The organism is Paraburkholderia sp. SUR17, from assembly GCF_029536165.1.
GTDB classification, from domain to species: Bacteria; Pseudomonadota; Gammaproteobacteria; order Burkholderiales; family Burkholderiaceae; genus Paraburkholderia; species Paraburkholderia kururiensis.
Map to the genome: position 1 here is coordinate 2,582,143 of NZ_CP120508.1, position 14,245 is coordinate 2,596,387.

A 14,245-nucleotide genomic window follows, 5' to 3' on the forward strand; every position below is an offset into this window, starting at 1 on the left:
AACACTCGTGAAAATCATCGTGATTGGCGCGGGGCGGATCGGAAGCGCCGTGGCCTTCTGCCTTGCCCAGGCCGGCCATGACCTCACTGTCTTGGCACGCGGTGCGCGCTTTGACGCCCCGGCTCGCGACGGCGCAATCATAACCATCGACGGGCGACGCGCTCCGATCGAGGTCGTGTCCTTGCTCGATCCGACTACACCCTACGATCTAGCAATCGTCACCGGTCCCGAACGCCAACTCGCGCCGCTACGGCCGGCACTATCCGCAAGCCGTGCGAACACCATCCTGCTGATGTTCAATATGTTCCAAGGCATCGAACCCTATCGATCCATCGTAGGCGCACAACGTTTCGCTTTCGGATTTCCAAATATGACAGCTTTTCTGGTGGATCAACGGCTACGCTTTCGCGTGGATGGCCTGGGCATGGTCACGACGATGTCGAACCCTCAACTGGCAAGCTGTAGTGGTCAGCTATGCACCCGCGTACGTAACAGCTGCACCGCGCAAGTATTCACCGAGACAGGTGTTTGATGACAAGCCCGGTGTCGGCTGGATGATCTACCTGCCTCGGAAAATCACCATTCAGCAGGTTCCGGAGGCGCGAGCGCTAATTCCTGTGAAGGGCGAGGACGGGAAGCAAATTGGGACGATCATCGTCAGCGTGACGGACGCTCTGTTTTCCGTGGACAGACCTGAGCATGTCGAGGTGGCGAACCGCATTGAAATCCGGTTGGTCGCTCAGGACTTGCTACCGGCCTACGCGGATATCTAATGGGCGATGGCACGGGGGCCGTGGTTCATTGCCGAGACGATCTTGAGTGACCACCAGCCCCAACTGCAATCTGTCCCTACCAATGACCGCAGGTGCGACATTCAGCCGGGAGGCGAATCCGGGCTCGATGATCGGTCACAAAACAAAAAACCCCGCAAGTCATTTTGACTTTGCGGGGTTTTCCGCCAAATTCTGGCGGAGAGAGGGGCCGCCAAATCCGTTCCCAAACCCATCCAAGCCCTTCCAAACATCTTCCAATAATTCAAAGGCTTGCACTGTCCAATCATCCAATTTAGTCTATCACCCTCCAACCCCATCCAGCGTCTACTGATGGGCTGAGTGATGGGCTGAAAACGATGCTAACCGACAAACAAGCAAAAGCTCTCAAGCCCGGCGACAAGCCGGTTTTCGATGGAAAGGTCACTGGACTGCTGCTGACGCCGTCGAAATCAGGCAGCAAATGGACCTTGCGTTTCACGAGCCCGGTGACGGGCAAACGGCGCGACGCCGGCCTCGGCACGTATCCCGAAACATCAATCGCCGAAGCCCGCGAGAAGGCACTCGCCATGCGCAAGCTCATCGACAGCGGCGAGGACCCGATTGACCAGCGCAACCGGGAACGGGAAGCCGCCGCAGTCGCGGCTGCCGCGCTCACTTTCGAAAAGGCTGCACGGAAAGTCCACGAAGAACTCAAGCCCGGCTGGAAGAATCGGAAGCACGCTGCCCAGTGGATCAGCACGCTCGAAACCTATGTGTTTCCAAAGCTTGGAAACCGCAAGCTCGACGCCATCAGCCCCGGCGACTGCGCGGACGTGTTGCGGCCCATCTGGCTGACCAAAGCTGAAACGGCAAGCCGCACGCGCCAACGCATGCACGCCGTCATGCAGTGGGCGTGGGCACACGGCCACATTGCGGCGAACCCGGTTACCGTGGTCGACCACATCCTGCCGAAGCAGTCCGCAAAACCCGAACACCAGCCCGCCATGCCGTGGCGGCAGGTGCCGGAGTTCGTCGCGGAACACCTGGCCAGCCACAAACCGACCGACAGCACGCGCGCGGCGCTGCTGCTTCTGATCCTGACGGCCGCCCGCAGCGGCGAAGTGCGCGGCGCGACGTGGGACGAATTTGATCTGGCTGGACGCGTCTGGAACATTCCAGCGGTGCGAATGAAGGCAAAAGAGGCTCACCGGGTTCCGCTGTCGGAGAAGGCATGGGCACTGGTCAAGACACTCAAGGAGCAGCGGTTGCACGAAACCCTGGTTTTCCCGTCGCCCCGGCAAAAGATGCTGAGCGACATGACCCTGACTGCACTGCTCCGCCGCGTCAAGGCACAGAGCGATACATCCGAGCGCTTTGCAACCGCCCATGGCTTCCGTTCCAGCTTCCGGGACTGGGCGAGTGAACATGGCTATGCACGCGACCTCGCCGAACGAGCACTCGCGCACACGGTCGCCAACAAGGTTGAGGCGGCATACCACCGGACCGATCTGCTGGAGCAGCGTCGCCCCCTCATGGAAGAGTGGGCAAAACACGCCTATTCGTCGATGACCGCAACGCCGATAGCGGAAACCACCGAAGCGGTACCTGTGACGATGACGCAACAAGATACTTCGCTCTACGACTCATCGCAATCCGGCTTGGCTGACGCACTAGTGGGTCAGACCGCACGGTAAAGGTCACCGCGCGATACCAATGGCTTCATTTTCCTACCAACAGGGCAACGCGCATGGCATCCATTCCTTCAACGACCTCCTAGTTATGAGATTGATCAGGGAAGTTGCCTTGGGAGACACCATCCCGAATTGCATCTGGCAGATGCCAATGGAACAGTTCGCCATGACCGAGCGCCCACAGTTCCTGACCATCCCATGAAAACGCCAGAGCATACATCTCGCCCTTGAATTGCGACGTATCGAGCCGAACAGGAGTACGTCCCTGCGCTACATCCCACAGAACTGCCTGGCCGTTGCTGTCACCGTTTTTGCCGTTGGAGCCCAGGGCCAGAAGCCTACCATGGGCGGATCGCGCTGCCGCCCGCAGTGTATCGGAGCGTCCCAGCAACGCGGACAGCACATGTCCGTCTTTTATATTGATTACATGCATCCCCACGAAACGGTCGTTATCGCTGGCAGAGGTTTGCAGCGTGGGCGGCATGCGCCCGTCATCGTGAAGCATGAGCACAAACCCGGTCGCGATCCAGCCTGCCTCCGGCGAACCAAGTGGCTCCGGGACCCATTGCGCCACGCCGCCCCCGTCATTGGAGTCCGGCCGACCAGATCGTTGCGGCATCGCCCACGCGCGTAGAACGCGACCACTGGATACATCAAGCTCCGCGACGCCGCTGGGATCTTCGACCCAGAAGGCTTTAGCGTCGCGCCAGCGCACTGGCCGGATCAGCGTATTGCCGTGCTCGGTATACCGATCCATCGTCGATTGCCTCGCGGAAGTAAGCGCTGGTTTGAAGCGCCAGTTACTGTTTTCCGCAGGGGCTGCTGTCTCCGGACGCAGGATCGCCAGATAACTGGAGCGCTGTAAAGCGGGGCTTATTTCCGTGTCATCAAGTCGGTACAACGGATCGAATATTGCTGGCAACTGATCGCCCGCCAACTCCCAACGCAGCATATCGAGTTTGTTGTTGTTCGCTTCGGGCCATGTCACCGAGTGAGCAATAATCTTGCGCGTTTCGATGTCGTAGGCCATCAGATCGACCCCGGCAGGCCGCACCGCGTCGCCATCAAACCATGCCGTGTGGCCGTCTGCACTCAGCGACAAGTGACGTGTGCCATTAGCGCCCCGCCAGACTTCCTCTATGCGCCATGCGCCAGCGACGTCGTGAAGACGCCAGACACGCTGGCGTTGGCTGGTACCATCAGACACCTCCGCGCTTAGCAACAAATCACCGTCGGGCAAAGTGAGCAGGTCGTGCGGATAGATGAGGGCATAACGCGACGAGTGCAGGTCAATCACCTGCGTATCCCATCTGGATATTTGCGCTTTGACCAGCGGCGTATCAACTGCTGGTGCGGCCAACACAAGAGGCGGTGCCGTCTTTGGTTGCGGAATTGGCTGTACCCACGCATGCGGGGTACGCGCGATCGCCACCTTCCCCGGCAATCCTGCGACGGCATCCCTCACAGCGATAAACACCCGTGCCGGTACCACGCTATCGGCAAGACGGGCAGCAGGAGACGGACTTAGCACATCAAAATTTCTTATCTCGTTCCACAAGCTGGCGGCCGGGTTGGGATAGCTATCGACGCGCTTCATCTGGATCACTGTCGCTGGCTGCGCAAACATCGCCGTGGCGTCAAATAGTTTGATGGTCAGTTCGCTGCTGCGTTTTCCGGTAAGACCGTAGCTGGTGTTCTGCGTGGCGTACCAACTGGCATATGACGTGCGGAATGCGTCGAGCTCGATCCGCTGCTGCGGGACAGAGCCCACGCTCGCGCGCACGCTGGCGAGTCGTTGCTCCATTTCCGCTGGCATGAGCGCACCTTGTTCGACAGCCTGTTGCAGTTGCGGTCGGGTAAAGCGATCCACCAGCGCGTTACGCAGATCGGAGCGACGCGACAGCAGCACCTCGTCCCAGCCGTCCGGGAGGTATGCCAAAGGACTGGTGTCAGCCGCGAATTCAAATGTACCCAGCGGCTTCAGGGCTTGCTGCACCGTGCGCTGGACTTGATCGTAAGGTGCATTCACGAGCAGTAGAGCGGCGCCGGCCACGTGTGCAGTGCCGCCCACGTCCCAAACGAGAATCTGTTCGTTACGCTGCGAGGCGATCACGGCTTCGTCGTCAAATTTGGCTGCCGACTCAATTCGCCAGTGAGCCCCTTCGACAGTCGTCTCGGGCATGGTTTCCGCCATTCCCGAGTGCGTTACCGCTGCCGCAAACAGGTAAACAAACAGTTTTGCAGTGGATTGAGGCATCACGTTCTCGCTTAGTCCGCTACCCATTTCTCGATATGGCCACGACGACGCGCCGGATGGAACAGACGATACCCTCCCATTGCTGCGCCAAGGGCATATACCTCGCAGGCTTCGCGAGCTGGCTGACACGCACGGCCGTCTCTTTCGCCACGTGACTCATCCCAGGGCTCCGATCATCAGTGATTGCCGACGCCAATGGCCCTGTGCCTGCCGGTCGACTACACAGCGGGCAGGAGACGCGTAACCTAACCACCGTGCCCGCCCTCGCCTCCGCCCGCATGCCCGGACTCACCAAAGCCGCCGCGCGAAATACCACCAGCTCCATGTCCGGAAAGTGCGCCTTCAGACATTGAGGTGCGCGTGAATCCGGCTGCATGGTCGGGGTGGACAGACCCGGACGACTCCGCGCCGTCGCGGTGATACACCGTGCCACTTCGCGTGTAGTAAGGGCCGTGCCATCCTCCCCCGCCTCCCGATCCATGGGCAGAACCGGACGAACCCGTCTGGCTCGCACCGGAGGTTCCCTGTGCCCCGTCAGCCGCATACGTGCAGTCGCCCGCGCGCGGCCAGTCTGCCTGGCAGTCAGCAAGCGACCGGTAGCTGGCCCGCTGGACGTCCACCTGCTCGTCGTTCCCGCACCCGGCCACCACGCTCACTCCCGCGAGAACGCTTGCAGCGCCGATCAGGCTGAGGGAAGGACGCTTCTGCTTTCTCATGATTCAGTTCCTGATGAAATAGTGCGGCAGGAAGTAGCTGGTGTTCTTCGTGATCGGCTGAAGCTCCTCGCGGATGCAAAGACCTACTGCGTCGTCGCCGACCACCCATGAGCCGAGCGTTGCATAGCGATCCCCAAACTGTGGAAGTGGCGCGAATGCCTGATACACGAATCCCTCTTCGCCGTACCGTCCATCGGTCGTCAAGGTGGCGCCGCCGTCGAGTACAAGCGAGACGTTCGCACCCTCGCGCGAATAGAACGGCTTTTTCGCATGCGGCCGTCCCTCGAACGCATCCGGCGAGAACGACGCCGGCAGCAGGTTCGGATGATCGGGGAACAGTTCCCACAGCACGGCGAGGATCGCCTTGTTCGACAGGACCATCTTCCACGGCGGCTCGACCCATCGCGTCGGACTGGCAATCAGGCTCTGGCCGAAACGCTCGCGCAGCACCACTCCCACGGGTACAGCTTGAATATCAGCTCGATCGGCTGGTCTTCTTCGTCATAGAACTGGTCTACCCGGTCGACGCCAATGCGTGACACGTCGAGAATCTTGACGGCCCAGCCGGCCTGTACCGCCGTATCCATCAGGTATTCGACGTTGCCCACGTCTTCGAGGCTCTCGAAGATGCAGGCGAAGTGCAGCGTGCTCACCGCCGGATAATGCCGGCGGAGCTCGGCCCAGCGCTCGACAAGCGCTTCGTGAATGCTGTTGAACTGATCATGTCCGGGCTGCACCTCCGTCTTCCAGAACCACTGCGCGAGGCTCGATTCGATGAGCGATGTCGGCGTGTCAGCGTTGTACTCGTAGAGCTTTGGCACGCCACCAGCATCGAGCGTGAGGTCAAAGCGTCCGTAGAGCGAAGGGTCGCGCCGTTCCCAAGATGCGCGGATGAACCGATCGAACCCATCGGGAATCGCCAGCCGGCGAAAGAGGTTGTTCCGGATGACGTGATCCACGGCATCGAGGCAGCGCGCGTGCAGTTCGCGCGTGTCCGCCCACAGCGTCTCGATCTCGTTCTCGGAGAACGCATAGGCCGCGTTCTCCACCCAGTAGGGAAAGGCATCGGGATCAGGAGTCTGGCTGACGCCCTGCCCGTCGATGGAGTGGAACCGGAAGCCGATGTCTTCCAGTCTCTGCGGCCAGTCGGCACGGGGAATCTGTGGAATACGTTGCATGGATCTTCTTTTGTTGTTGCGGCATCGCACCTTTTTGCCGGGACCGCATATCGCTAGTTCGCCGGCGTCGTGCGGCGCTTCTCAAGCGCCGAAGAATCGCCCTCATTCACATATTCGTTGTCGCGTGCATCCATGACTACGGCAGCGACCTTAGCCTCGCTGCTGGCGACAGAGCGGCAACTCCGAGCACGATGCAATCACTCGTGATTGCCACGCTCCGGCGCCAGAAAACCGCTACTGATACCCGGAAGGCGTTCGCTTTTTTCCCGTGGGCTTGAGCCATGCTGTCTGCCATATGTGTGGCGCTTCCATTCCATTGCTGTCGTGACACCTGCGCACTGAACCGCGCGAAGTCTTTACTCCATGCGTTCAGTTCCCGCTGAATCAGAACTGGCCCGTCAACTGGAATCCCAACGTCACGCGCGCTGTGTCGAACCGCGCCGGCTTGTACACCGGCGTGCCGGCGAACAGGTCCCAGGCATACGTGCCGAAGCGCGTCGGCAACGCGCCACGGACGCCGATCACCGCGCCGGCCAGCTGCGTGCCGGCGAGAAACGCCGTGCCGGGGCCATACACGTGGCCGTAGTCGAAGCCCGCATAGACGCTCTGCCCCGTCTGCCCGATGGGCGCCTGCATCTCGTTACGCCAGTAGAAGCCGCGCTCCGCAGCAAGCATCGTCTCGCCGTCGAAGCCACGGACCGTGTAGCGGCTGCCGATGGTCAGGTCGTCGATATAGAACAGCGTGTTGTTCGTGAACTGACCGTGCAGCGTCGTCACATAGCGCAGGTTCTGGCCTGCCACCGAGAACGGCACCGAGAGGTTTGCGTCGAGCACCGCCATGTGAAAACAGTACGTCGGACCGCCGTCGTTTGACGTATCCGGCGTCGCGCCGAGCCAGCCGATGCCCTGCCGGTACGCGAGCGTGCCGTCGAACTGCGCGGCGCCGAAGTAGTGCCGGTCCGTGACGCCCGCCTCGATAAACGTGTTGTCGCGGCGCTGCGAGGGAATCTCGGTGTCGTCGATGAAGTTCGCGCCCCAGCGCTTCGTCAGCTGGAACTCCACGCCGAACACGTCGTTCTGGCTGCGCCGTAACACGCGCTGGAGCTTCAGGCCAAGCGTCTGCGCGTTGCCGCTCGACACGAAGGTCTGGTTCACGCCCGCGATGGGCTGGTAGTACGTGTTCGTGTTACCCGAGACCGTCGCGGTCCAGTAGCCCCATGGTACCGAGTAGAAGCTGTTGAAGCCGTGGGAGCCGAAGCGTTTGTCACCGAACTCCAGGTCCTGGCTCGCGCCGATGTTGAACAGGTCGTTCAGTCCGAGCGGGTTGTCGATGCCAAGCGACAGGTTGCCCTGGAGCTTGCCCGTGGCCCGCGTGCCAGAGTTGTCGACGGAAGCGACCACCATCCACGGCTTCGCGCGCTTCACGCTGATGACCACGTCGCTCTCGCCGGGCACGTTCGTGGGCTCGACCTGCATGTCGACGTCCTGGCTGGGTACGCGCTTCATCTGCTCAAGACCCTGTTCAAGGTCGCGCAGGTTGAGCAGGTCGCCGCCGCGCGCCGGGAACGCAGACTTCCACGTGCAGCGCGTTGCCGGATCGGCGAAGCGCAGTTCGCGGATCACGCCGGGTACGAGCGAGAGGCGCAGCGTGCCGGTCGACAGATCCTGTTCGGGCACCAGTACGCGCGTGGTGACGTAGCCACGGCTGAGGATCAGCTGCGACAGGCCCTTCACGATTAGTTCGACGCCCTGTTTGCCGATGCACTCGCCTTTGTAGTGTTCCAGCCATTCGCGTGCAAAGGCGAAGCGGTCCATCGGCAGTGCCGAGGCGCCCTGCGCACGCACGGCGTCAGGGAGCGTGGCGGGCACATCGAGCGCGAAGGACTCGATGCGGAAGCACGGCTCTTCCTTCGGCAGATCGGGCCACGCGCCGGCGGCCGGCGCGGTGGAGCGCACGGCGGGCGCGTTGACCGTGCGCTCGCGCTGCTGGGCCTCGCGCTGCTGTTCGATGAGCTGCTGTTGCTGGGCCGAGCTGCGCGCCGCGTTGGCGACGTCAGGCGGCGTTCGTGACGACTGCGCCATGGTGTTCATGGCAACAGCCAGCATTGTCGCCGGCACGATGGCGACACCCCGTTTGCGTTGCATTGTTCTTGTTTCCGCAGACTTGCGCGTGAGCGCGGATGTTCGGGCGACATACGCGACCCGCTGACTAACAGACTGGCTCGATTGAAAATCGAGATGCCTAGCCTTTTCCCAAAGTCGCTCTCTCAACAAATTTTGCACTGCCGGCAAATTCTGTTTTGTCGACCTCCCCGGGTCTCAATACAGCGCATGATATTGGCAAACAAAAGAGCAAACAGTCTTCCAGGTTGGCTTCGAACCAGTCTGGGCCTTGAAACGTTTCTATTTCCTCTTTGGTTGCCCCGAATCGATAGGCTGTAATGCAATCGCGAGAAGAGAGTAAATCGGGTACGCGGGCCACAAGGAAAAACTTAGCGTTTTGCTCTCGAAAGGCCTGCGCGAGATTTTGCGCATCCTTATTGAACAAAGACTTATCGTCGATTTGACCGATTACCCAAGAGCGATCGATCGCATCGGCACTGTTCAACGTGCCGTCCGGAAGCAAAAGGCGCTTCATATCGGCAAGTTCTTGACCCGACACAGATACAAACCGTTCATTTTGTGCCATATCGAATCTCCCTTGTCGTTCGGCCATTAGACCGTGTTAGGCACTTTTCGTCAGACCTGGTAACCTGGCGGGATGAGCAAACGCAAGCCCTACCCGACGGACGTATCGGACGAAGAATGGCACTTCGCCGCACCATACCTGACGTTGATGAGCAAAGACGCGCCGCAGCGCCGATACGAATTGCGCGAAATGTTCAACGCGTTGCGCTGGATCGTGCGCGCGGGCGCGCCGTGGCGTCTTCTGCCGCATGAATTCCCGCCGTGGGAACTGGTCTATCAACAGACTCAACGCTGGATTCAGGCGGGCTGCTTCGAGGCCATGGTGAGCGATCTGCGTTCGATCAGCCGGGTCGCGCAGGGCCGCAAGGGCCAGCCCAGCGCGGTCATTCTCGACGGGCGTGCGCTGCAGTCGACCTGTGAGAGTGGGCCTCGTGCCGGTTACGACGGCTATAAGCGCAAGAAAGGCAGCAAGGTGCATATGGCGGTCGATACCCTGGGGCAGTTGCTTGCGGTGCATGTGACGCCAGCAAACGAGCAGGAGCGAGCGCAGGTCAGGGAACTCGCACGTCAGGTCCAGCGAGCCACGGGCCAGACGGTAAAGGTGGCGTTCGCCGATCAGGGATATACGGGCGAGGAACCCGCGCAGGCGGCGCTTGATGAAGGCATTGAGCTGCACGTGATCAGGCTGGCCGAGACGAAAAAAAGCTTCGTACTGTTGCCACGCCGTTGGGTGGGGGAGCGCAGCTTCGGCTGGCTGAACCGCTTTCGCCGGCTCACGCGAAATTACGAGCGCCTGCCCGAGACACTGGCGAGGCTTCATTTCGTTATCCTTTCCGTTCTGATGCTCGTTCATTTCGCAAACCTGACGAAAAGTGCCTAACACGGTCTAGTCATACACGCTCACGTTCGCAACTGGCGCCTGAGCATTAGCACCTCCGCTCCTCTATGGGGCATTATGCACTTCTGCTAAGGAATGCAAATCGAATTAACATAAAAGAGGGGTGAACTTGATCCTCTGGCGTGAAACTACCTCGGGCGCATCTCCATTCCGCGCTGCAATGCATGACACCCCGCGGAATTCGCCCGCCAGTGCGCGGATCGAACTCGTTCGTTCCGTCCCGAAGGGCCCGAGTTCTACAACCAGGATCGGGACGGAAATTGCGCTAGTCTCACTTGCGAATCCATGACGGCCCGCGCGCCAATACAGTGGCTCTGTGCTGGCGCCTACTGCGCCGTCAGATCCCCGCTCTTCAGATTGGCTTTGACAAGATCCGGCAGCCGGTCCAGAAAGGCGCCGGGATTCGTGTACAACTGATCGTAATAGCCGGCCACGTTGACCTTGTCGACGGGAATCATGTGCAGCAAGGCTTTCCTGGGATAGGGGCGCCCTTGCAGATAATCCACCGAGACCTGCACAGCCTCGCCCATTTCCAGTGCGGCGTTTTGCAAACTCGTGCCGACCATCGTTCCGGCCTGCACTTCGCGCATTCCGTCCTTGATGCCGTCAATGCCTGCCACGACGATCTTGCCCTCCAATCCCTTCGCCTTGAGCGCCTGTACAGCGCCTATCGCCATGTCGTCGTTTTCCGCAATGATGCCGTTCACCTGACTGCCGAAGCGCGAGAGCCAGTCCTGCGTCACGTTATACGACAGCGTGCGGTCCCATTTACCGGGTTGCCACGCGAGCACCTTGATGCCGGGTGCCTTCGCAAGCGCCTGCTTGATGCCCGCCGTGCGATCCACTTCAGCGGACTGCCCGATCGGCCCTTGCAGGATCACCACATTCCCTTTGCCGCCAAGTTTCGTAATCACCTGGTTCGCGACCTGGGCCCCTGCTCCCACGTCGTCGGGACCCACATAGGAGGCGAGCAATGCGTCGCTCGGCGCGCGGATCGCCATATTTACGCCCACCACCGGCACGCCTGCCTTCTTCGCCGCCTCGAATTGCGGCGCGAGGGTGGCGGAGTTCACCGCCCCCACGATGATGAGATCGACCTTGCGGTTGATGAACTGCTGAATCTGCGAAATCTGCGTGTTGACATCCATATTGGCGCTCACCCACAGCAAATCGACATTGTTAGCCGCGGCAACTTTTTCTGCACCCTGTTTGCCCCATGCCACCCATGACGGCATGCCATAAATCGCGAAGCCGATCACCGGCCTGTTCTTGTCAGCGTGCGCGCCGAACGACGCGAGCGCCAATGTAGACGCCCCGAGGAGCCCAACACATTTTCGCAACGCAACCGTTTTCTTCAACTTCATGTCTGCCTCCATTATTTATCAGGTATATCGACCGGGTAGATACCGGCCACATCCGCCGCCACTACGAAGACTTCCGGTTGACGATCACGTCAATGAAAACGGCACAAATGATGATGCAGCCCTTCACAATGTTCTGATAGAACGGTGATACGTTCATGATGTTCAGACCGTTGTCCATCACACCGATGATCAGAATGCCGAAACATGCGCCCTTGATCGACCCGCGACCGCCCGAAAGACTGATGCCCCCAATCACGGCCGCGGCAATGGCATTCAGTTCGTAACCGGCGCCCGTGGTCGGAATGCCGGCCGTTACGCGTGAAGCGAGCAGCACGCCGCTCAAGGCCGCCAGCAGTCCGCTGACGGCATACACGCTCGCCTGCACGACACGCACCTTCACGCCCGCAACGCGCGCGGCCTGCGCGTTGCCGCCCACCGCATAGACATGCATGCCGAACTGCGTTCGCGAGAGCACGACGTGCGAGCCGACGATGACGACGATCATCACGAGCACGGAAGTTTGCAGAATGCCCACGCTCCCCGACAACGCGAGGAAGCTGGTCGACAGGCCAGAGATCGGTTGGCCGTCGCTCAATACCGAGGCGACGCCAAGCATCACGGTCATCGTGCCGAGCGTGGTGACGAATGCGGGAAGCCGTCCGAATGCGATCAGAATGCCGTTCACTGCACCGATCGCCGCGCCCGCTGCGAGCGCCGCCGCCACGGCTGCCACCGTGAAGCCGGTGCCGTCCTGCTGCGCGATCAAGGCAGCGATCACCCCGGTCAACCCGACTATGCTGCCCACAGAGAGATCGATCCCGCCCGTCAGAATGACGAACGTGGCACCGGTTGCCAGCAACGCGTTGGTCGATACCTGGGACAGAATCACGCCCATGTTGGAGAACGTCAGGAATTCGCTATTCGACAGCGAAATGCCCGCCATGAAGACCAGCATGATGACGACGAGCAGATAGCGCACAAGCATCTGCCGCCAGCCGCCAACGAGACCTCTTACCCGTTGAAGTGCCGTGAGATTATCAAGCTGCAACGTTCCGTTTTCAGTGTTCATCAGCCGCTCCCATTGCGAGGCGAAGAATGGTTTCCTGATCCAGTTGGTGCCTCGGCAGTTCGCCTACGATCCGCCCACCTCGAAATACCAACACCCTGTGGCTAAGGTTCAGCAACTCGGGCATGTCGGACGACGCGAGCAGAATGCTCACGCCGCTCTTCGCAAGTTCGATGATCTGGTTATAGAGATCGCTGCGCGCGGAAACGTCGATGCCGCGCGTCGGTTCGTCGAGTATCAGCACCTTTGGTCGCTTCGCGATCAACCAGCGGGCAAGCGCGATTTTCTGCTGATTGCCGCCCGACAGATGATTGACCTTCTGCTTGAGATTCGAATACCGCACGCCGGCGGTCTTCAGCGCGTCCAGCGCGGCACGCCTTCGTGAGCGGCGTTTGAGCAACCCCAGCGAATTCCTGAACGCGCCGATATGCGGCAGCGTCGTGTTGTCGAGCACGTTCATTTCGACCACGACGCCCGCAAGCTTGCGGTCCTCCGGCACCATGGCGATACCGCCGTCGAGCGCTGCGCTCACCTTGTTGCGCGGCAGTCGAACGCCATCGAGTTCGACCGATCCACTCGAAGCACGCAACCCGAAGATCGCCTCGAGCAGTTCGCTTCTGCCCGCCCCCACGAGCCCACCGAGGCCGAGAATCTCGCCTTCGGCCAGCGAGAAGCTGTTCGGTACGTCGTAGCCCGCCACACGCAGCCCTTCGACTTTGAGACGCGCGCGGGCACCGGTCGGAACGCCTTGCAGATCGGGAAACAGGTTGCTGATTTCACGCCCCACCATGGCTGCAACGATCTGCGGCTCGGAAATCTGGCCCGCCGGCTGCTGCGTAATCAGTTGGCCATCGCGCAGTACAGCCACGTAATCCGCCACGATGGCGATCTCCTCCATGCGGTGCGTCGTATAGAGGATGCAGGCGTTCTTGCGCCGCAATTGATCGATGACGCGAAACAGATGGTCGGTTTCGCGCGACGAGAGCGACGACGTAGGCTCGTCCATCAACACGATGCGCGCGTTGCGCGAGGTCGCCTTGATGATCTCGACAAGCTGGGTGGCGGCGATGTTCAGGCGCCGCATCGGCATGCGCGGGTCGACATCGAGCCCCACGGCCGCGAGCATGTTCTCGGCCTGCCGGACCATCTGACGACGATTCAGGAATCCGTAGCGATCCCGGATCTCCTGCCCGATAAGGAGATTTTCGTACACCAGCATATCCGGGATCGGTAGCAACTCCTGCGGAATGATCGAAATGCCGGCCGAGCGGGCGTGCAGCGGACTGAAATTCGTGATCTGCTGGCCGGCGATACGAACATCGCCGGCGTCCGGTGCAATTTGTCCGGTCAGGATACGGAACAATGTCGACTTGCCAGCGCCGTTCTCGCCGGCCAGCACGGTGACCGCGCCGGCCGGAAACGAGGCAGTGATATCACGCAGCACCGGAATACCGTCGTAGGCCTTCGATACGCCACGGCACTCGATTGCCATCGTATCTGCCCGACTCGCGGCAGCGACGTTTGATGCAAGCATGGGACCGGACGCGTCAGGCGGTGCAGCCGCGTACGACATCACGGCGTGTTCTGCAGCCATAGAAAGCTCCACTGGTTTCGGGAATCGTGGCGCATCGGTTG

At 60.7% G+C, this 14,245-nt stretch carries 12 protein-coding genes; 4 read left to right on the forward strand and 8 right to left on the reverse strand.

The features are described 5' to 3' along the window. Positions 1 to 7: 7 nt before the first annotated feature. The 3 genes from P2869_RS11270 to P2869_RS11280 all read left to right on the forward strand — a co-directional run bounded on the left by P2869_RS11270 (position 8) and on the right by P2869_RS11280 (position 2,446). Positions 8 to 532 (forward strand): 2-dehydropantoate 2-reductase N-terminal domain-containing protein, encoded by a 525-nt coding sequence (locus tag P2869_RS11270; RefSeq protein WP_277596501.1) that lies wholly within the window; start codon positions 8 to 10, stop codon positions 530 to 532. Continuing rightward, positions 414 to 773 carry an immunity 52 family protein gene (locus P2869_RS11275; RefSeq protein WP_277596502.1) on the forward strand — a complete coding sequence of 120 codons (360 nt, stop codon included), beginning with the start codon at positions 414 to 416 and terminating at the stop codon, positions 771 to 773. Before P2869_RS11270 ends, P2869_RS11275 begins: the two co-directional genes overlap by 119 nt. A gap of 356 nt (positions 774 to 1,129) precedes the next feature. Next, complete coding sequence (locus tag P2869_RS11280) at positions 1,130 to 2,446, forward strand: tyrosine-type recombinase/integrase (RefSeq protein ID WP_277596503.1); 1,317 nt, start codon at positions 1,130 to 1,132, stop codon at positions 2,444 to 2,446. A 79-nt stretch (positions 2,447 to 2,525) separates the two neighbouring features. Here the strand turns inward: P2869_RS11280 and P2869_RS11285 are convergent, their stop codons facing one another. From P2869_RS11285 to P2869_RS11305, 5 genes are all read right to left on the reverse strand, one after another. Then, positions 2,526 to 4,700 (reverse strand): hypothetical protein, encoded by a 2,175-nt coding sequence (locus tag P2869_RS11285; RefSeq protein ID WP_277596504.1) that lies wholly within the window; start codon positions 4,698 to 4,700, stop codon positions 2,526 to 2,528. A 719-nt stretch (positions 4,701 to 5,419) separates the two neighbouring features. Continuing rightward, positions 5,420 to 5,866 carry a glutathionylspermidine synthase family protein gene (locus P2869_RS11290; RefSeq protein ID WP_277596505.1) on the reverse strand — a complete coding sequence of 149 codons (447 nt, stop codon included), beginning with the start codon at positions 5,864 to 5,866 and terminating at the stop codon, positions 5,420 to 5,422. Next, positions 5,836 to 6,594: a glutathionylspermidine synthase family protein gene (locus P2869_RS11295; RefSeq protein ID WP_277596506.1), complete on the reverse strand. Its 759-nt coding sequence runs from the start codon at positions 6,592 to 6,594 to the stop codon at positions 5,836 to 5,838. The genes P2869_RS11290 and P2869_RS11295 overlap by 31 nt, the downstream gene beginning before the upstream one ends. Positions 6,595 to 6,978: 384 nt before the next feature. Further along, positions 6,979 to 8,739, reverse strand: coding sequence for a ShlB/FhaC/HecB family hemolysin secretion/activation protein (locus P2869_RS11300; protein WP_277596507.1), 1,761 nt, complete (start codon positions 8,737 to 8,739; stop codon positions 6,979 to 6,981). 97 nt (positions 8,740 to 8,836) lie between these two features. Next, complete coding sequence (locus P2869_RS11305) at positions 8,837 to 9,283, reverse strand: hypothetical protein (protein ID WP_277596508.1); 447 nt, start codon at positions 9,281 to 9,283, stop codon at positions 8,837 to 8,839. Positions 9,284 to 9,355: 72 nt separating this feature from the next. On the opposite strand from P2869_RS11305, the gene P2869_RS11310 reads away from it, so the two are divergent. Further along, the gene (locus P2869_RS11310; RefSeq protein WP_277596509.1) at positions 9,356 to 10,162 is read left to right on the forward strand and encodes an IS5 family transposase; all 807 of its coding nucleotides are present in this window, start codon (positions 9,356 to 9,358) and stop codon (positions 10,160 to 10,162) included. Between the two features lie 344 nt (positions 10,163 to 10,506). Here the strand turns inward: P2869_RS11310 and P2869_RS11315 are convergent, their stop codons facing one another. From P2869_RS11315 to P2869_RS11325, 3 genes are all read right to left on the reverse strand, one after another. Then, complete coding sequence (locus P2869_RS11315; protein WP_277596510.1) at positions 10,507 to 11,544, reverse strand: substrate-binding domain-containing protein; 1,038 nt, start codon at positions 11,542 to 11,544, stop codon at positions 10,507 to 10,509. Between the two features lie 61 nt (positions 11,545 to 11,605). Next, positions 11,606 to 12,613 (reverse strand): ABC transporter permease, encoded by a 1,008-nt coding sequence (locus P2869_RS11320; protein ID WP_277596511.1) that lies wholly within the window; start codon positions 12,611 to 12,613, stop codon positions 11,606 to 11,608. Next, complete coding sequence (locus P2869_RS11325; protein WP_217997797.1) at positions 12,603 to 14,204, reverse strand: sugar ABC transporter ATP-binding protein; 1,602 nt, start codon at positions 14,202 to 14,204, stop codon at positions 12,603 to 12,605. Before P2869_RS11325 ends, P2869_RS11320 begins: the two co-directional genes overlap by 11 nt. Between the last annotated feature and the right edge of the window lie 41 nt (positions 14,205 to 14,245).

Bases quoted from the DNA above. Each gene is read 5' to 3' on its own strand.
- P2869_RS11275 (WP_277596502.1), top strand. From the start codon at position 414: ATGGCCTGGGCATGGTCACGACGATGTCGAACCCTCAACTGGCAAGCT.
- P2869_RS11280 (WP_277596503.1), top strand. From the start codon at position 1,130: ATGCTAACCGACAAACAAGCAAAAGCTCTCAAGCCCGGCGACAAGCCG.
- P2869_RS11285 (WP_277596504.1), bottom strand. From the start codon at position 4,700: ATGCCTCAATCCACTGCAAAACTGTTTGTTTACCTGTTTGCGGCAGCG.
- P2869_RS11295 (WP_277596506.1), bottom strand. From the start codon at position 6,594: ATGCAACGTATTCCACAGATTCCCCGTGCCGACTGGCCGCAGAGACTG.
- P2869_RS11300 (WP_277596507.1), bottom strand. From the start codon at position 8,739: ATGCAACGCAAACGGGGTGTCGCCATCGTGCCGGCGACAATGCTGGCT.
- P2869_RS11305 (WP_277596508.1), bottom strand. From the start codon at position 9,283: ATGGCACAAAATGAACGGTTTGTATCTGTGTCGGGTCAAGAACTTGCC.
- P2869_RS11310 (WP_277596509.1), top strand. From the start codon at position 9,356: ATGAGCAAACGCAAGCCCTACCCGACGGACGTATCGGACGAAGAATGG.
- P2869_RS11315 (WP_277596510.1), bottom strand. From the start codon at position 11,544: ATGAAGTTGAAGAAAACGGTTGCGTTGCGAAAATGTGTTGGGCTCCTC.
- P2869_RS11320 (WP_277596511.1), bottom strand. From the start codon at position 12,613: ATGAACACTGAAAACGGAACGTTGCAGCTTGATAATCTCACGGCACTT.
- P2869_RS11325 (WP_217997797.1), bottom strand. From the start codon at position 14,204: ATGGCTGCAGAACACGCCGTGATGTCGTACGCGGCTGCACCGCCTGAC.